The sequence below is a fragment of the Variovorax sp. GW821-FHT10C12 genome, from assembly GCF_059415405.1.
In genome coordinates this window covers 1-18,372 of record NZ_JBWKNE010000003.1, presented here as the reverse complement: position 1 = coordinate 18,372, position 18,372 = coordinate 1, and the positions used below count along the sequence as shown (strand labels likewise).

At 65.1% G+C, this 18,372-nt stretch carries 14 protein-coding genes and 1 tRNA gene; all 15 read right to left on the bottom strand.

Going from position 1 to position 18,372, the window contains the following annotated elements:
- Positions 1-15 precede the first annotated feature (15 nt).
- Complete coding sequence (locus AC07OH_RS16610; RefSeq protein ID WP_062480363.1) at positions 16-717, bottom strand: response regulator; 702 nt, start codon at positions 715-717, stop codon at positions 16-18.
- Between the two features lie 77 nt (positions 718-794).
- On the bottom strand, positions 795-3,125 hold the full coding sequence (locus tag AC07OH_RS16605) for a sensor histidine kinase (protein ID WP_495301428.1): 2,331 nt from the start codon (positions 3,123-3,125) through the stop codon (positions 795-797).
- The gene (locus AC07OH_RS16600) at positions 3,122-3,766 is read right to left on the bottom strand and encodes a DUF4390 domain-containing protein (protein WP_489060766.1); all 645 of its coding nucleotides are present in this window, start codon (positions 3,764-3,766) and stop codon (positions 3,122-3,124) included. Before AC07OH_RS16600 ends, AC07OH_RS16605 begins: the two co-directional genes overlap by 4 nt.
- Entirely contained in the window at positions 3,744-5,132 is a 1,389-nt protein-coding gene (gene rsmB / locus AC07OH_RS16595) for a 16S rRNA (cytosine(967)-C(5))-methyltransferase RsmB (RefSeq protein WP_495301427.1), read from the bottom strand. The genes AC07OH_RS16600 and rsmB overlap by 23 nt, the downstream gene beginning before the upstream one ends.
- A 94-nt stretch (positions 5,133-5,226) precedes the next feature.
- Positions 5,227-5,826, bottom strand: coding sequence for a LemA family protein (locus tag AC07OH_RS16590; RefSeq protein WP_139701540.1), 600 nt, complete (start codon positions 5,824-5,826; stop codon positions 5,227-5,229).
- Between the two features lie 115 nt (positions 5,827-5,941).
- Positions 5,942-10,177 (bottom strand): DNA-directed RNA polymerase subunit beta', encoded by a 4,236-nt coding sequence (gene rpoC, locus AC07OH_RS16585; protein ID WP_489060759.1) that lies wholly within the window; start codon positions 10,175-10,177, stop codon positions 5,942-5,944.
- A gap of 21 nt (positions 10,178-10,198) precedes the next feature.
- Positions 10,199-14,323, bottom strand: coding sequence for a DNA-directed RNA polymerase subunit beta (rpoB, locus tag AC07OH_RS16580; protein ID WP_495301426.1), 4,125 nt, complete (start codon positions 14,321-14,323; stop codon positions 10,199-10,201).
- A 301-nt stretch (positions 14,324-14,624) separates the two neighbouring features.
- Positions 14,625-14,999, bottom strand: a complete 375-nt coding sequence (rplL, locus tag AC07OH_RS16575) for a 50S ribosomal protein L7/L12 (RefSeq protein WP_489060755.1) — start codon at positions 14,997-14,999, stop codon at positions 14,625-14,627.
- Positions 15,000-15,046: 47 nt separating this feature from the next.
- Positions 15,047-15,586 carry a 50S ribosomal protein L10 gene (gene rplJ, locus AC07OH_RS16570; protein WP_056584633.1) on the bottom strand — a complete coding sequence of 180 codons (540 nt, stop codon included), beginning with the start codon at positions 15,584-15,586 and terminating at the stop codon, positions 15,047-15,049.
- Between the two features lie 246 nt (positions 15,587-15,832).
- Positions 15,833-16,531 carry a 50S ribosomal protein L1 gene (rplA, locus tag AC07OH_RS16565; RefSeq protein WP_056584630.1) on the bottom strand — a complete coding sequence of 233 codons (699 nt, stop codon included), beginning with the start codon at positions 16,529-16,531 and terminating at the stop codon, positions 15,833-15,835.
- A complete protein-coding gene (gene rplK / locus AC07OH_RS16560) occupies positions 16,532-16,963 on the bottom strand; it encodes a 50S ribosomal protein L11 (RefSeq protein WP_056584627.1) in 432 nt (143 codons plus the stop codon).
- A gap of 141 nt (positions 16,964-17,104) precedes the next feature.
- On the bottom strand, positions 17,105-17,716 hold the full coding sequence (gene nusG / locus AC07OH_RS16555) for a transcription termination/antitermination protein NusG (RefSeq protein WP_492678893.1): 612 nt from the start codon (positions 17,714-17,716) through the stop codon (positions 17,105-17,107).
- Positions 17,716-18,099, bottom strand: a complete 384-nt coding sequence (gene secE / locus AC07OH_RS16550) for a preprotein translocase subunit SecE (protein ID WP_062479313.1) — start codon at positions 18,097-18,099, stop codon at positions 17,716-17,718. The genes nusG and secE overlap by 1 nt, the downstream gene beginning before the upstream one ends.
- Before the next feature lie 101 nt (positions 18,100-18,200).
- Positions 18,201-18,276: transfer RNA gene (locus AC07OH_RS16545), tRNA-Trp, on the bottom strand.
- A gap of 21 nt (positions 18,277-18,297) precedes the next feature.
- Positions 18,298-18,372: EF-Tu C-terminal domain-related protein (locus tag AC07OH_RS16540; protein WP_492679784.1), on the bottom strand; the 75-nt coding region annotated here is incomplete at its 5' end.

The following is an 18,372-nucleotide window of genomic DNA, read 5'->3' as shown; positions in this document are numbered from 1 at the left end:
GTGTGCAGCCTCAAATTATACAGCGCTTCTGCGGCCTCGCGAAAGGTCCACGCCAAGTTGTTTGAGTTTTCTATAAAGATGGGTGCGCTCGAGGCCGGTTTTCTCGGCCACGCGGGTCATCGAACCGTTCTCCATCGCCAGATGGAACTCGAAGTAGGCCTTCTCGAAACCGTCACGTGCGTCGCGCAGCGGGCGGTCGAGGTCGAAGCTCTGGGTCGATTGCGGACCCGCGTCGGCCACCGGCACGGCCGCCAGCGACGCCATCAGCAGGCTGTCGCCCGTGGTGGTGATGGCGGCGGCCTGATGGGCACCCGTGGGCGGCGGCACCACGCCGGCGGCGGTGCGGCGGGCGCTCTCGCGCGCCAGCCCCTGCTCCACCGCCTTGAGCAGCTTCTGCAGCGTGATGGGTTTTTCGAGGAACGCGAAGGCGCCGATGCGCGTGGCATCGACCGCGGTGTCGATGGTGGCGTGCCCGCTCATCATGATGACGGGCATGCTCAGCAGGCCCGCGGTGGACCACTCCTTGAGCAAGGTGACGCCGTCGGTGTCCGGCATCCAGATATCGAGCAGCACGAGATCGGGCCGGGCGCGTTGTCGGGCCGCGCGGGCTTCGGCGGCGTTTTCCGCGAGCTCCACGTTGTGGCCTTCGTCATTGAGAATTTCGAAGAGCAGGTCCCTGATGCCCAGCTCGTCATCGACCACGAGAATGTTTGCCATGAGTGCTGCTTGTTGTATGCGCTGGTGTGTATTGATCCGCTCCCGATCCAGCCCCTATGCGCTGGATTCGCCGGTACTCAGGCGGACGAAGATTTCGAATCTTCGGTGTGAGCGACCGCTGCCCGCGGTTCGCCTGCCAGCGCGAATGATAGCGAGACTTGCGCCCCTGCCACAGCCCCGTCGACGACACGGTTGGAAAGCTCGATGCGCGCGCCGTGTTCGTCGGCGATCTTCTTGACGACGGCCAGGCCCAAACCGGTACCTTTTGTTTTCGTCGTGACGTAGGGCTCGAAGGCGCGCTTGAGAATGTTTTCGGCAAAGCCGGGCCCGCTGTCCTGCACGGTGAGGCGCACGCGCTGGCCCGAATCGCCCAGGCGGGTGCGGATGACGACCTCGCCCACCCGACCCGTGCCGCTGGCGGCGGCCTCGGCGGCGTCCTGTGCGTTCTGCAGCAGGTTGTGCACGACCTGGCGGATCTGCTGTTCGTCGCCACGCACGGGCGGGCAGCGCTCGTCGAGCTCCGAGCGCAACGTGATCGGCAGGTTCTCGGCGTGGTACAGCTGCAGCACATCGGCCAGCAGCGCATTGAGGTCGACCGGCTTGAGGTCGGCCGCGGGCAGCCGCGCGTAGTCGCGGAATTCGTTCACCAGCCGCTTCATCGCATCGACCTGGTCGACGATGGTCTTGACCGACTTCACCAGGATGGCCTGCTCGGGCGGCGCTACCTTGCCCGAGAGCTTCATCTCCAGCCGCTCGGCCGACAGCTGGATCGGCGTGAGCGGGTTCTTGATCTCGTGCGCGAGGCGGCGCGCCACCTCGCCCCAGGCCTGTGCGCGCTGGGCCGAGACAATTTCCGAGATGTCGTCGAACACCAGCAGCCGTGCATCGCCCGGCAGCTCGGCGCCGCGCGCCACGATGTTGATGGCGTCGTCCTGCTGCGGCAGGTCGTGGCCCGTGGCGTGCAGCTCGAAGGCATGCTGCCAGTGGTCCAGGCCGTGCTGCATGCGCTCGACCAGGAACTCGTCGAACTGCTGTTGCACCTTGGCGCCGAAGTCGGCCAGCCCCGGCACCTCGACCAGCGCCTTGCCTTCATAGGCGGCGAGCGGCGCGCGCAGCACGCGGGTGGCGCCCGGGTTGGTGGACAGCACGGTGCCCTTGGCGTCGAGCACGATCACGCCCGAGGTCAGGTTGTCGAGGATGGTCTGCAGGTTGCCGCGGGCGGCGTCGAGCTGGTCCATGGTCTTCTCGACCGCGCCGCGCGCGTCGGCCAGCTGCTGGGTCATGACGGCGAACGAGCGCGTGAGGCCGCCCAGCTCGTCCTTGCCCTGCAGCACGGCGGTGGGCCGCAGGTCGCCGGCGGCCACCTGGCGCACGCCGTCGGCCAGCACGAGCAGCGGCCGTGCGAGCTGGTTGCCGAACAGCACGGCCAGCAGCACCGCGCCGAACACCGCGAGGAACAGGCTCAGCGTGAGCGTGCCGATGTACATGCGCCGCAGGCCCTCGCGCGCGAGCGCGCGCTCCTGGTACTCGCGGTTGGCTTCCTGCACGGCCAGGGCGTTGGCGACCACCGCCGGCGGCAGCGGCCGCGTGACCTGCAGGTAGCGCGGCGCGGTGTCGAAGTCGAAGCCCGGGCGCTGCACCATGGCCAGCGCGCGCACGCTGGCGCTCGACGGCGTGGCGCTGGGCAAGGCGGTTTCTTCCAGGCCCTCGACATGCGCGACGGCGCGGTCGGGCCGCACCTGGCGGAACTGCTGCGCCGTCGGCCGCTCGGGGTTGAGCTGGAAGCGCGACGCGCCGGCGCTGGCCACCAGCTGGCCCGAACCGGTCCAGAGGATCACGTCGCTGGCTTCGAGCTGGTCGCGGATGCGCTCCAGCAGCAGCCCCGCGCTCGCGTCGGGCACCTGCGAAAGCTGGCCGCTGGCGGTACGTGTCTTGGCGGCGAGGTCGTCGGACAGCGAATCGAGCGTGGCGCGGCCCAGGTTCAGGCCGGCATCGAGCGCACCTTCCACCTTGACGTCGAACCAGCTCTCGATCGAGCGCGCGACGAACTGATAGGACACCACGTAGACCAGCGCCCCCGGCACCACGCCCACAAGCGCGAAGATGGCAGCGAGCTTGATCAGCAGCCGGCTGCCGAACTTGCCCTGCCGCAACCGCCGCAGCAGCCGGAACGCGACCCAGCCGATCACCAGCACCAGCAGCACGGCCACCACCACGTTGATGCCGAACAGGCGCACGTAGTAGCGCTCGTACAGCGCGCGGTTGTTGGTGGCCTGCGCGAGCAGGAACATCAGCACCAGGCCGATGGCGGTGACCATCGCGGCGCCGACGCCCACGGCCCAGCGCAGCGCGCGCGAGCGGCGGGCGGCAGGCGTGGCCGCGGCGCCGCTGCGCGGCTTGGTGCTCACCGCTGCTTCTCCAGCGGCAGCCGGGCGGTGCGCTCGGCGGCGATGTTCCATTCGGCCTGCCCGACCATGCCGATCTGGAAGGGACGCGGCAGCTGCGAGGTGTCAAGCCGGAAACGGAAGGTGACCTGGTGCAGCGGCTCGTCGCCGATCTCGGCGGCGTCGCCCAGCCGCAGGCGGCCGATGCGCTTGATGGCCTCGAGCGCGTCGCCGAGGCTGTCGAAATTCTGGTTCAGCGAGATGCCGAAGCCGGCAGCGCCGGTGATCGGCACCGGCGACACGTTCAGCCGCCAGCGGCGCGTGAGGGGCTGGTAGGCCAGCCGCATGTGGCGTGCCACCTGGGCGACCTTGCGGTCGGTCCAGTACCAGCGCTCCTGGAAGACCTCGGCCTCGGCCACGAAGTAGATGGCGATGCCCTTGTCGAGCACGTCTTCCACCAAGGTGGGCAGCTCGAACTGCACGGCGGCGCTCAGGTACACGCCGTCGTCGGCCTGCTCCAGGCGCATCTGGGTGATGGTGGCGCCGCCGGCGCGGGCCTGGGCGGTGGCGGCGGCCGGGAACAGGGCCATCCACAGGGCCCAGACCAGCAGCAGGCCGGCCAGCAGGATCGACCGGCGGCCGTCAGTGCGGCGCGGGTTTTTCAAGCAGGGCGTAGAAGAAGCCGTCGTGGTCACCAGAGGGATTGTCCGGGACGCCACGGGCATTCGCCCCACTTTGAGGCAGCAAGTGTCCCGGGGACGGCAGCAATCGGGCATCGGTGTTGCGTACAAGAAACGCATCAATTTGTTGCGAGCCTTCTTCGCGGAACACGGAACAGGTGCAGTAAAGCAGCCGGCCGCCGGGCCGCACGAGCGGCCACAGCGCGGCCAGCAGCATCGCCTGCTGGGTCGCCAGCTGGGCGGTGTCGCTCTCGCGGCGCAGCCAGCGCACGTCGGGGTGGCGCCGCACGATGCCTGAGGCGGTGCACGGCGCGTCCAGCAGGATGGCGTCGAACAGGGCGCCGTCCCACCAGTCGGCGGGGCGGCCGGCATCGGCCACCACCACCTTGGCCTTCAGGCCGAGGCGGGCGAGCGTCTCGTCAATGCGGCGGCTGCGCACGGCATCGACCTCCAGCGCGGTCACCTCGATGGCGTAAGCGCCGGCCCGTTCGATCAGGTGCGCGGTCTTTCCGCCGGGGGCGGCGCAGGCGTCGAGCACGCGCAGCGGCGCGGCGCCGGGCTTGGCCGGCAGCAGGCCGTCGAGCAGCAAGGGCGCCGCGAGCTGCGCGGCGGCGTCCTGCACCGAGCAGGCACCGTCGGCGAAACCGGGCAGCTGCTGCACGGGGCGGGCCCGTGTCAGCTGCAGGCCGTCGGCGCCGACGCGCGTGGCGCCCAGGCCCACGGCTTCGAGTTCCAGCAGGTACGCGGCCGGTGTCGATTGCAGCGCGTTGACGCGCAAGGTCATCGGCGCCTGGGCGTTGTCGGCCGACAGCACACGCTGCCAGTCGCGCGGATGGTCGCGCTTGAGGCGCTCGATCCACCAGCGCGGATGGTTCCATTGCGCGACCGGTTCGGTGTCGGTGGCGGCCACGAGTTCGTCGCGCTCGCGCAGGAAGCGGCGCAGGCAGGCGTTGATGAAGCTGGCCTGCGCCCGCGTCGCCGGGTTGCGCTTGGCGGCTTCCACGGCCTGGTCGACCAGCGTGAAAGGTTCGTAGGGGGCATGGTCGCTGTGCCAGGCCAGCGCGAGCGCGGTGCACAGCAAGGCGTCGGGCAACGGCGGCGGCGTGCGCTTGGCCAGGTGGCGGCGCAGCGCCTCGGCGCGACCGAGCCAGCGCAGCACCTGGAAGCCCAGGGCCTGCACGCCGGGGCGCAGCGCGGGCTCGACGGCCTCGAACGCGACGGTGCCCGAGGTGCCGGCGCGAATCGACGCCAGCGCCCCTGCGGTCAGTTGCAGTTGGCGCCAGAGCGGCGGTTGTTGCGGCGCCGAGGAGGCGCTGCCCGAAGAGGGGTCGGAGGAGAGATCTGCTGGCAAGTTGGAGCCGATGGTAACGGGCGAGAAAGACAGCACGCCGCGCGGTGGGAATGGAAACGAAGGCGTTACCCGCCTGTCGTCGGGTCAAGGCCGGTCAGAGCAAGGGCGCCGCCGGCCGCAGTCGCACGATCCAGGCCACCAGCAGCGCCGGGAACTGGGCGATGCCTGCGTTGTACTGCGCCACGGCCAGGTTGAACTGGCCGCGCGCGATTTCCGCCGCCGCCGACGGCTCGGGCCAGGCGATGGGCGCGGCCGGATCGGACGCGCCACCCAGGCCGGGCATCAGCGGTGCGGGCCGCGACAGCGTGCCGTCCGCGTCGAACACAGTGACCGCGCCCGGGTACTGGCGTCGCCATGCGGCGATGAGCACCTGCAGCGCGGTGGCCAGCGCCGCCATGCTGCCCGGGTCGAGCGGGCGCACCCGCGTCGCGCCGAGCAGGGTCGCGAGCTGCGTCGTGGCGGCCTGCAACGGCGCCACGGTGGGCGCGCCTTCGGGCGGCGTCTCGGGCCGGGGCGCGGCGGTGATGCTGGCCTGGACGAAATCGAGCTGCTTGCGCAGCGCCACGTCGAGCACGGCGTAGGCCTGGAGCACGGCGGCGCGCAGACGCACCAGCCGGTTGTACGCGCCCACGAACCAGAACAGCAGCAGCGCGGCAACGAGCCATCCGGCCAGCGAATCGGGCAGGACGCTCATCGGAAACAGAACCTCTTGGTCATCGGTCGGAACCCAGGAAACACAAAGAAAAACGCCCCCCGACCAGAGCGGTCGGGGGGCGTGGGCAACCGGTCATGCCGGTGATGCTAACCAGTTATTCGGTCGCGGCGCCTTCGTTGGCGTCCACCGTGCTGGTCGTCGCATCGCTGTCGCTCGAGCCGGCCAGATCGGCGGCTTCCGACTCGGCGATGGCGCGGCGCTCGGCTTCGTCCATGGCGTCCTTGACCTTGCGGGCCTGGTGGTAGGCCATGCCGGTGCCTGCGGGAATCAGGCGACCGACGATGACGTTTTCCTTCAGACCGCGCAGTTCGTCGCGCTTGCCCATGATCGCGGCTTCGGTCAGCACGCGCGTCGTTTCCTGGAACGAAGCCGCCGAGATGAACGAGTCGGTCGACAGCGACGCCTTCGTGATACCCAGCAGCAGGTTGGTGAACGTTGCGGGGATCTTGCCTTCGGCGCGCAGGGCGTCGTTGGTGTTGAGCATTTCGCTGCGTTCGACCTGTTCGCCGGAGATGTAGCTCGTGTCGCCGATGTTGTCGACCACGACGCGGCGCAGCATCTGGCGAACGATCACCTCGATGTGCTTGTCGTTGATCTTCACACCCTGCAAACGGTACACGTCCTGCACTTCGTCCACGATGTAGCGCGCGAGTTCTTCCGAACCCAGCAGGCGCAGGATGTCCTGCGGGTCCGCCGGGCCGTCGACCACGCTTTCGCCCTTGTTCACCACCTGGCCTTCGTGCACCAGGATGTTCTTTTCCTTCGGCACGAGGTCTTCGTAGACGCCGCCTTCGGGATCGGTGATCTGCAGGCGGATCTTGCCCTTGGTCTCTTTACCGAACGACACGGTACCGGTCATTTCGGCCAGCATGCCCTTGTCCTTCGGCGAACGGGCTTCGAACAGCTCGGCCACGCGCGGCAGACCGCCAGTGATGTCTCGGGTCTTCTGACCTTCGACCGGGATGCGTGCCAGCACTTCGCCGGGGCCCACGTCCTGACCGTCGCGGATCTGCACCAGAGCGCCGATCGGGAAGCCGATCGTCACCGAGTGGTCGGTGCCGGGGATCTTCACTTCGAGGCCTTGGGCGTCGATCAGCTTGACCTGCGGACGCACGACCTTGGCAGCGCCGCGGCGCTTCGGGTCGATCACGACCAGGGTCGACAGACCGGTCACTTCGTCCACCTGCTTGGCGACCGTCAGGCCTTCCTCGACGTTCTCGAACTGCGCCTTGCCGGCGAACTCGGTAATGATCGGGCGGGTCAGCGGGTCCCAGTTGGCGAGCACGTGGCCGGCCTTGATCTGCTGGTCGGCCTTGACCGTCAACGTGGCGCCGTACGGCACCTTGTGACGCTCGCGCTCACGGCCGTGCTCGTCATGGATGACGATCTCGCCCGAACGCGAAATCACGACCAGCTCGCTCTTGCTGTTGGTCACGTAGCGCATCGTGGCGTTGAAGCCGATCGAGCCGTTCGACTTGGCTTCCACGCTCGAGGCGATGGCAGCGCGCGAAGCGGCACCACCGATGTGGAAGGTACGCATCGTCAGCTGCGTGCCGGGTTCGCCGATGGACTGGGCAGCGATCACACCGACGGCTTCGCCGATGTTGATCAGGCCGCCGCGGCCCAGGTCGCGGCCGTAGCAGGTCGCGCAGATGCCGAAACGCGTTTCGCAGGTCAGCGCGGTGCGGACCTTGACTTCGTCGACGCCCTGGGCTTCCAGTGCTTCGATGTTGTCTTCGTCGAACATCTCACCGGCCTTGAGCAGCACCGAACGGTTTTCCGGGTGCAGCACGTCGTCCGCCGCCGAGCGGCCGAGGATTCGGTCGCGCAGCGACTCGATCACTTCACCGCCTTCGACGATGGCGCGCATCAGGTAGCCGCCGTGCGTGCCGCAGTCCTGCTCGGTAACCACCAAGTCTTGCGTCACGTCGACCAGACGACGGGTCAGGTAACCCGAGTTCGCCGTCTTCAGCGCCGTGTCGGCCAGACCCTTACGGGCACCGTGGGTGGAGATGAAGTACTCCAACACGTTCAGGCCTTCGCGGAAGTTCGCGGTAATGGGCGTCTCGATGATCGAGCCGTCCGGCTTGGCCATCAGGCCCCGCATACCGGCCACCTGGCGAATCTGCGCTGCGGAACCGCGGGCGCCCGAGTCGGCCATCATGTAGATCGAGTTGAAGGACTCCTGCTCGACTTCCTTGCCGTGGCGGTCGATGACCTTCTGCTTCGAGAGCTTGGCCATCATGACCTTCGACACTTCGTCGCCGGCCTTGCCCCAGATGTCCACCACCTTGTTGTAGCGTTCGCCGGAGGTCACGAGACCGGAGACGTACTGCTGTTCGATCTCCTTCACTTCCTTGGCGGAGCGCTCGATGATGCCGTGCTTCTCAGCGGGCACCAGCATGTCGTCGATCGCGATCGAGATACCAGCCTTGGTCGCCAGACGGAAGCCGTTTTGCAGCAGCTTGTCGGCGAACACGACGGTCTCTTTCAGGCCGCACTTGCGGAACGAGACGTTGATGAGCTTGGAGATTTCCTTCTTCTTCAGCGCCTTGTTGATGTTCGAGAACGGCAGGCCCTTCGGCAGGATCTCGGACAGCAGGGCACGGCCCACGGTGGTGTCCACGAGCGAGGTCGACGGCGTGAACACGCCGGTTTCCTTGTCCTTGGTGTACTCCGTGATACGCACCGCGACCTTGGCGGTGAGTTCGACTTCGTTGGCGTCCAGCGCGCGCTGCACTTCACCGATGTCGGAGAAGATCAGGCCCTCGCCCTTGCCGTTGATGCGGTCGCGGGTCGTGTAGTACAGACCCAGCACCACGTCCTGCGAAGGAACGATCGACGGTTCGCCCGAGGCCGGGAACAGCACGTTGTTGGAGGCCAGCATCAGCGTGCGGGCTTCCATCTGCGCTTCCACCGACAGCGGCACGTGAACAGCCATCTGGTCGCCGTCGAAGTCGGCGTTGAAGGCCGCGCAAACGAGCGGGTGCAGCTGGATGGCCTTGCCTTCGATCAGGATCGGCTCGAAGGCCTGGATGCCCAAACGGTGCAGCGTAGGCGCACGGTTCAGCATGACCGGGTGTTCCTTGATCACTTCTTCCAGGATGTCCCAGACCACCGGCGTGCCCGATTCGACTTCCTTCTTGGCAGCCTTGATCGTGGTCGCGATGCCCATGGCTTCGAGACGCGAGAAGATGAAGGGCTTGAACAGTTCGAGCGCCATCAGCTTGGGCAGGCCGCACTGGTGCAGCTTGAGCGTCGGGCCCACCACGATGACCGAACGGCCCGAGTAGTCCACGCGCTTGCCCAGCAAGTTCTGGCGGAAACGACCGCTCTTTCCCTTGATCATGTCGGCCAGCGACTTCAGTGCGCGCTTGTTGGCGCCCGTCATGGCCTTGCCGCGACGACCGTTGTCCAGCAGCGAGTCGACCGCCTCTTGCAGCATCCGCTTTTCGTTGCGCGCGATGATTTCCGGAGCCTTCAACTCCAGCAGGCGGCGCAGACGCGAATTGCGGTTGATGACGCGGCGATACAGGTCGTTCAGGTCGGAGGTCGCAAAGCGACCGCCGTCCAGCGGCACCAGCGGACGCAGGTCCGGCGGCAGCACGGGCAGCACTTCCAGCACCATCCAGTTGGGCTTGATGCCCGACTTGCGGAAGGCTTCCAGCACTTTCAGGCGCTTGGAGTTCTTCTTGACCTTGACTTCGGAGCCGGTCAGGTCGCCGCGCAGGCGTTCGATCTCGCTGTCGAGTTCGATGCCTTCGAGCAGGTCCTTGATGCCTTCGGCGCCCATCTTGGCGATGAACTCGTCACCGTATTCCTTGCGCTTGGCGTCGTAGTCGTCCTCGGACATGATGCCGAACTTCTTCAGCGGGGTCATGCCCGGATCGGTGATCACGTACGCTTCGAAGTACAGCACGCGTTCGATGTCGCGCAGCGTCATGTCGAGCACGAGGCCCAGACGCGACGGCAGCGACTTCAGGAACCAGATGTGGGCGCAGGGCGCGGCCAGGTCGATGTGACCCATGCGCTCGCGACGCACCTTGGTCTGCGTGACTTCAACGCCGCACTTCTCGCAGATCACGCCGCGGTGCTTCAGGCGCTTGTACTTGCCGCACAGGCACTCGTAGTCCTTGATGGGGCCGAAGATCTTGGCGCAGAACAGACCGTCGCGCTCGGGCTTGAACGTGCGGTAGTTGATCGTCTCAGGCTTCTTCACCTCGCCGAAAGACCACGAACGGATCTTCTCGGGCGAAGCCATGCCGATCTTGATGGCATCGAAATGCTCATCGGGCGTGAATTGCTTGAACAGGTCGAGTAGCGATTTCATAAGACTCTTTCCCTTTTCAACTTAGGAACGCTCGAGCTCGATGTCGAGACCCAGCGAACGAATTTCCTTGACCAGCACGTTGAACGATTCCGGCATGCCGGCTTCGATCGAGTGCTCGCCCTTGACGATGCTTTCGTACACCTTGGTACGGCCTTGCACGTCGTCGGACTTCACGGTCAGCATTTCCTGCAGGACGTAGGCGGCGCCGTAAGCTTCCAGCGCCCACACTTCCATTTCACCGAAACGCTGGCCGCCGAACTGCGCCTTGCCGCCCAGCGGTTGCTGCGTGACGAGCGAGTACGGACCGGTCGAACGGGCGTGCATCTTGTCGTCCACCAGGTGGTGTAGCTTCAAGAAGTGCATGTAGCCGACGGTGACGGGACGCTCGAACTGGTCGCCGGTGCGGCCGTCGTACAGGTACGCCTGCGTGCGCGTATCGGTCAGGCCCTTGAGCTTGGCGATGTCGTCCGGGTAGGCGAGCTTCAGCATGCCGCGGATTTCTTCTTCCGAGGCGCCGTCGAACACCGGCGTCGCGAAGGTCGCGCCGCTTTGCAGGTTCGCTGCCATGGCGAGCAGCTCGGTGTCGCTCAGCTGGTCGAGCTCTTCCTTGCGGCCCGAGCCGTTGTACAGCTGCTCTAGGAACTTGCGCAGCTCGGCCACCTTGGCCTCTTGCTGCAGCAGGTCGCCGATGCGCTGGCCGATGCCCTTGCCGGCCCAGCCCAGGTGCACTTCAAGCACCTGGCCCACGTTCATCCGCGAAGGCACGCCCAGCGGGTTCAGGCAGATGTCGCACGGCGTGCCGTCGGCCATGTGGGGCATGTCTTCGACCGGAACGATCTTGGACACCACACCCTTGTTGCCGTGACGGCCGGCCATCTTGTCGCCGGGTTGCAGGCGGCGCTTGACGGCCAGGTAGACCTTGACCATCTTGAGCACGCCCGCGGGCAGCTCGTCGCCCTGCGTGAGCTTCTTGCGCTTTTCTTCGAACGCGAGGTCGAAGCTGTGGCGCGTCTGCTCCAGCGAGTTCTTGATCGACTCGAGCTGCGAAGCCACGTCGTCTTCCGCCGGGCGGATGTCGAACCAGTGGAACTTCTCGACCGACGACAGGTAGGCCTTGTCGAGCTTGGTGCCCTTGGCCAGCTTGTTCGGGCCGCCGTTGGCGACCTTGCCGGTCAGCAGCTTCTCGATACGGTCGAACGCGTCGGCTTCGACGATGCGCAGCTGGTCGTTCAGGTCGAGGCGGAAGCGCTTGAGTTCATCGTCGATGATCTGCTGGGCGCGCTTGTCGCGCTGGATGCCTTCACGGGTGAACACCTGCACGTCGATCACGGTGCCTTGCGAGCCCTGGTCCACACGCAGCGAGGTGTCCTTCACGTCGGAAGCCTTCTCGCCGAAGATGGCGCGAAGCAGCTTCTCTTCCGGCGTCAGCGTGGTCTCGCCCTTCGGCGTGACCTTGCCCACCAGCGTGTCGCCCGGCTGCACTTCGGCGCCGACATAAATGATGCCGGATTCGTCGAGGCGGTTGAGCTGCTGCTCGGCCAGGTTCGGGATGTCGCGCGTGATTTCTTCGGCGCCCAGCTTCGTGTCGCGGGCCATCACCACCAGTTCCTCGATGTGGATCGAGGTGTAGCGGTCTTCGGCGACGACGCGCTCCGAGATCAGGATCGAGTCTTCGAAGTTGTAGCCATTCCAGGGCATGAACGCGATCAGCATGTTCTGGCCGAGGGCCAGTTCGCCGAGGTCGGTCGATGCGCCGTCGGCCACCACGTCGCCCTTGGCGATCTTGTCGCCGCGCTTGACGATCGGACGCTGGTGGATGTTGGTGTTCTGGTTCGAACGCTGATACTTGATCAGGTTGTAGATGTCCACACCGACTTCACCGGCTGCCGCTTCGGCGTCGTTCACGCGCACCACGACACGGGTCGCATCGACGTAGTCGACGATACCGCCGCGGGTGGCCGTCACCACGGTGCCCGAGTCGACCGCGGAGACGCGCTCGATGCCGGTACCGACCATCGGCTTTTCGGGACGCAGCACAGGCACGGCCTGACGCTGCATGTTGGCGCCCATCAACGCGCGGTTCGCATCGTCGTGCTCCAGGAACGGCACGAGCGAAGCGGCCACCGACACGATCTGCGCGGGCGACACGTCCATGTACTGGATGCGCTCGGCACCGACCAGGATCGATTCGCCGGCTTCACGCGCCGAGACCAGGTCGCCGGTCAGCGTGCCGTCCTTGTCCAGGACCGCATTGGCCTGGGCGATGACGTACTTGCCTTCTTCGATGGCCGACAGGTAGTCGATGTCCATCGTGACCTTGCTGTCGACCACGCGACGGTACGGCGTCTCGATGAAGCCGTATTCGTTCAGGCGGGCGTACAGGGCCAGCGAGTTGATCAGACCGATGTTCGGGCCTTCAGGCGTTTCGATCGGGCACACGCGGCCGTAGTGGGTCACGTGCACGTCGCGCACTTCGAAGCCTGCACGTTCACGCGTCAGACCACCCGGGCCAAGGGCCGACACGCGGCGCTTGTGGGTGATTTCGGACAGCGGGTTCGTCTGGTCCATGAACTGCGACAGCTGCGACGCACCGAAGAATTCCTTCAGCGCAGCCGAGATCGGCTTGCTGTTGATCAGGTCGTGCGGCATCAGCGGCTCTTGCTCGGCCTGACCCAGACGTTCCTTCACGGCCTTCTCGATACGTGCCAGGCCGGTGCGGTACTGGTTTTCGGCCAGTTCGCCGACGCAACGCACGCGGCGGTTGCCCAGGTGGTCGATGTCGTCGACTTCGCCGTTGCCGTTGCGCAGGTCCACGAGGATCTTGACCACGGCCAGGATGTCTTCGTTGGTCAGCACCATCGGGCCGGTCGATTCGTCGCGGCCGACCTTGGCGTTGAACTTCATGCGGCCCACGCGCGACAGGTCGTACGTGTCCGGGTTGTAGAACAGGCGCTGGAACAGGGCCTGCACGGCGTCTTCCGTCGGCGGCTCGCCGGGGCGCATCATGCGGTAGATGGCCACGCGCGCGGCGAATTCATCGACGGTTTCGTCGATGCGCAGCGTTTGCGAGATGTACGCGCCCTGGTCCAGTTCGTTCGTGTAGATGACCTGGATGTCCTGCACGCCGGCCGTGCGCAGCTTCTTCAGCAGCGCTTCGGTCAGCTCGTCGTTGGCCTTGGCCAGGATTTCGCCGGAGTCGGCGTCGACGATGTTGCGGGCGATCACGCGGCCGATCAGGAAGTCTTCCGGCACGCTGATGTGCGTGGTGCCGCCCTGCTCGAGCTCACGCGTGTGGCGCGCGGTGACGCGCTTGTCCTTGGCGACCACGACCTTGCCCGACTTGTCGGTGATGTCGAAGCGCGCGACTTCGCCGCGCAGGCGCTCGGAGACGAACTCCATCTGCGCGCCGCTGTCCATCAGGCGGAAGTTGTCGTTCACGAAGAAGTTCGCGAGGATCGATTCCGGGTTCAGGCCGATGGCCTTCAGCAGGATCGTGACCGGCATCTTGCGGCGACGGTCCACGCGGAAGTACAGCATGTCCTTCGGGTCGAACTCGAAGTCGAGCCACGAACCGCGGTAAGGAATCACGCGGGCCGAGAACAGCAGCTTGCCCGAGCTGTGCGTCTTGCCCTTGTCGTGTTCGAAGAACACGCCAGGCGAACGGTGCAACTGCGAGACGATCACGCGCTCGGTGCCGTTGATGATGAACGAACCCTTGTCGGTCATGAGCGGCACTTCGCCCATGTAGACCTCTTGTTCCTTCACTTCCTTGACCACCTTCGACTGCGAGGTCGACGACTCGCGGTCATAGATGATGAGCTGCACCTTGGCGCGCACGGCCGAGGCGAAGGTCAGACCGCGGGTCTGGCACTCACGCACATCGAACGCCGGCTTCGCCAGGTTGTACTCGAGGAACTTCATCTCGACGAAACCGTTGTGCGAGACGATCGGGAAGGCGGCGTCGAACGCGGCCTGCAGGCCTTCGACGGTGCGTTGTTTGGGGGCGATGCCGGCTTGCAGGAACGCGGTGTACGCGTCTTTCTGCATCTGCAGCAGGTAAGGGATTTCGACGACGCTGTCGCGGTTACCGAAACTTTTTCGGATGCGCTTGCGTTCGGTGTAACTGTACGCGGACGATTGGGCCATGAGAGCTCCGGTGCTTGAGATCTTCAGCGACTTGTCAGCAGTGCCGGGCGAACGGCACCACTGCTTGGCGGCTGGCCACTACCAGCCGTTGGCGGACGGCGATGCATTGCACATCGCCCGAACCAAGGGGTCTTCTGCAGTCGGGTTCAGAAGACACTCAAAAATCGTCTTGGCTTTTGCTTTTTCATCGACCTTTCGGTCTCTGAGAAAACCGGCGCCAAGCCGGCTTTTGGGTGCGCTCTGAAAGCGGCAAAGGCTGGAGGGCCTTTTCAGGCACCTCCAGCCCTCTAGGGGGTCTGAATTACTTCAGTTCCACCTTGGCGCCGGCATCTTCCAGCTTCTTCTTGGCGGCTTCAGCGTCAGCCTTCGACAGGCCTTCCTTGACAGCCTTGGGAGCGGCTTCCACCAGGTCCTTGGCTTCCTTGAGGCCCAGGCCGGTGATTTCGCGCACGGCCTTGATCGCCGACACCTTGTTCGCGCCAGCATCCATCAGCATGACGTTGAATTCGGTTTGCTCTTCAGCGACTGCAGCAGCAGCGCCACCGCCGGCAGCGGGTGCCGACATGGCTGCGGCGCTCACGCCAAACTTCTCTTCGATGGCTTTCACCAGGTCGTTGAGTTCCAGGACCGTCATGCTGTCGAGCGCGGTCAGAAATGCGTCTTTATCGAATGCCATTTTTGTTTCCTAACAATTGGGTTGAATATTCAAAAACGAGGGCGCGCTCAGGCGGCCTGCGCTTCTTCTGCCGGTGCATCGGCGACGGGTGCAGCTTCGCCACCACCACGCTTCTCGGCCAGCGCCGCGAGCACGCGGGCGGTACGAGAGATCGGGGATTGCATCAAGCCCAGCAGTTGCGCCAGCAGCACTTCCTTGGAAGGGATGTTGGCCAGTTGCTTCACGCCTTCGACGTCCAGGGCCTTGCCACCGAATGCGCCACCGCGAATCACCAACTTGTCGTTGGTCTTCGCGAAATTGGCCACCACCTTAGCGGCAGCCACAGCGTCTTCGGAGAAGCCATAGATCAGCGGACCGGTCATCTGGTCGCCGACGATCTCAAACGGGCTGCCAGCGACAGCACGGCGAGCCAGCGTGTTCTTCAGAACACTCAGGGTCACACCGTTGCTGCGCGCTTCGCTGCGCAGTTTGGTCATATCGGCCACCGTGATGCCACGGTATTCCGCCATCACGAGCGTTTGAGCTTTTGCGGCGAGGCTGGTCACATCACTGATGACCGCTTCTTTCTCACTGCGATTCAGACTCAAGGTCTACTCCTTTTAATGCGACCTTCGGCCGGGGCCTCGGATCGCGCTTCATGCAGCGACCAACTGTTTCGGAACAAAAATCAAATTCCTTGCAGTGGGGTCGCCATCTGCGCTGGATACCGGAAGGATCGATCCGGCCATTAAGTGCAGCGCCCTGCACACCAGCGGTCTTGGATGGCTCGCGGCAACCGAAGCTGCCGCGACCCACCACATCTGCCCTCTCCTTGCGGGAGCGGGCAAATCTCTTTAGCTCGCCGAGATGGTTTGCGTGTCCACGCGGACACCCAGACCCATGGTCGACGACACAGCCACCTTGCGCAGGTACACACCCTTGCTGGTCGCGGGCTTGGCCTTGACCAGAGCGTCGATCAGCGCGGCGAGGTTGCCTTGCAGCTTGTCGTTGTCGAACGAGCGACGGCCGATCGTGCCGTGGATGATGCCGGCCTTGTCGACGCGGAACTGGACCTGGCCAGCCTTGGCGTTCTTGACAGCGGTGGCGACGTCAGGCGTCACGGTGCCAACCTTGGGGTTGGGCATCAGGCCGCGCGGGCCGAGGATCTGACCGAGCGTACCGACGACGCGCATGGCGTCAGGGGCAGCGATCACGACGTCGAAAGGCATGTCGCCAGCCTTGACCATCGCAGCCAGGTCGTCCATGCCGACGATGTCGGCGCCGGCGGCCTTGGCTTCTTCAGCCTTGGCGCCTTGGGCGAACACGGCGACGCGCTTGGTCTTGCCGGTGCCGTTCGGCAGCACGACAGCACCGCGAACCACCTGGTCCGACTTCTTCGCGTCGATGCCGAGTTGCACGGCCACGTCGATCGATTCGTCGAACTTGGCGGTGGCGGCGTCCTTGACGATGACGATGGCGTCAGCCAGGGGGTACAGCTTGTTGCTGTCGACCTTGCCTTCGAGCGACTTTTGCTTCTTGGTGATCTTGGACATTTACACGCCCTCCACATTCACGCCCATCGAGCGGGCCGAGCCGGCGATGGTGCGAACTGCTGCGTCGAGGTCGGCGGCAGTCAGGTCCTTCATCTTGGCCTTGGCAATTTCTTCGAGCTGAGCGCGCGTGATCTTGCCGACCTTGTCGGTGTGCGGACGGGCCGAGCCCTTGTCCAGCTTGATGGCCTTCTTGATCAAGGTGATCGCCGGGGGCGTCTTGATGATGAAGGTGAAGCTCTTGTCAGCGAACGCGGTGATGACCACCGGCAGCGGCAGACCCGGCTCGACGCCTTGGGTTTGCGCGTTGAACGCCTTGCAGAACTCCATGATGTTCAGACCGCGCTGACCCAGTGCGGGACCGATCGGCGGGGACGGGTTGGCCTTACCAGCTGGCACTTGCAGCTTGATGAAGCCGACGATTTTTTTCGCCATGCTTTGCTCCTTGCGGGTGATATCGCCTTGGCTTTCGCCGCGGCTCCCCGGGGTTAAACGACTCTTCGATCAAGGCCGCGCGCCGAGTCGGACAACGCGCAGCCGGAAACTGACAGGCCCACCCGAAGGCAGGCCATGGGATCAGGTCTTCTCGACCTGACCGAATTCGAGTTCCACAGGGGTGGCGCGGCCGAAAATCATGACCGACACACTGACCTTGCTCTTCTCGTAGTTGACGTCTTCCACCGTGCCATTGAAGTCGGTGAACGGGCCTTCCTTGACGCGCACGAACTCACCCACGGTGAACTCGACCTTGTGACGCGGCTTCTCGGTGCCCTGCTGCATCTGGTTGACGATGTCCTCGACCTCTTTCTGCGAGATCGGGGCCGGACGGTTCTTGGCGCCGCCCACGAAACCCGTCACCTTGTTGGTGTGCTTCACCAGGTGCCAGCTCTCGTCGTCCATGATCATTTCGACCAGCACGTAGCCCGGGAAGAAGCGGCGCTCGGTGGTGCGCTTCTGGCCGTTCTTGATCTCGACCACTTCTTCGGTCGGAACCAGGATGCGGCCGAACTTGTCCTGCATGCCGGCGCGGGTGATGCGCTCGGTGATGTTGCGCTCGACAGCCTTCTCCATGCCCGAGTAGGCATGCACCACGTACCAACGCAGATCAGGGTTGGTGGCGGGAGCCAGGAGAGGGTTTTGCTCTTCTTCCGGCGTGCTCGGCGTGGTTTCAACTGCGTCGTCGGTCATTATTTTCTCCAGCCCAGAATGAGGTCAAAGAACACCCATTCGAGCGTCTTGTCGGTGAGCCAGAGGAAGACGGACATGATCGCCACGAAGGCGAACACATAGGCCGTCATCTGCATCGATTCCTTGCGAGTCGGCCACACGACCTTCTTGACCTCGCGCCACGAGTCACGACCGAAAGCCCACAGCTGACGGCCATTCTCGGAGCTGCCGAAGGCGCCCACGGCCGCGGCCAGGCCGACCAGCAGCGCAGCCCATTGCACCAGCGAGCCTTGGCGCGACAGCAGGTAGAACGCGACGATCGCGCCCACTGCCAGCACCACCGCCGCAGCCAGCTTGGCTTTGTCGGCACCCGTGCTCACGGTTTCGATTTGAGAAGTGGCCATGTCGGCTGATTTCCTGTGACCTTGCGGCCTTCAATTCAATGCGTCTCTTGAGACGCCGAAGCCCATCGGATCGCGATGGGCTTGTCGGGGTGCCACCTAGGTGGCAGGGGCAGTAGGAATCGAACCTACAACCTTCGGTTTTGGAGACCGACGCTCTGCCAATTGAGCTATACCCCTCCGGTACTCTTTACGCTTGGCTTAGATGTCGAGGATCTTGGCCACGACGCCCGAACCCACGGTACGGCCGCCTTCACGGATGGCGAAGCGCAGGCC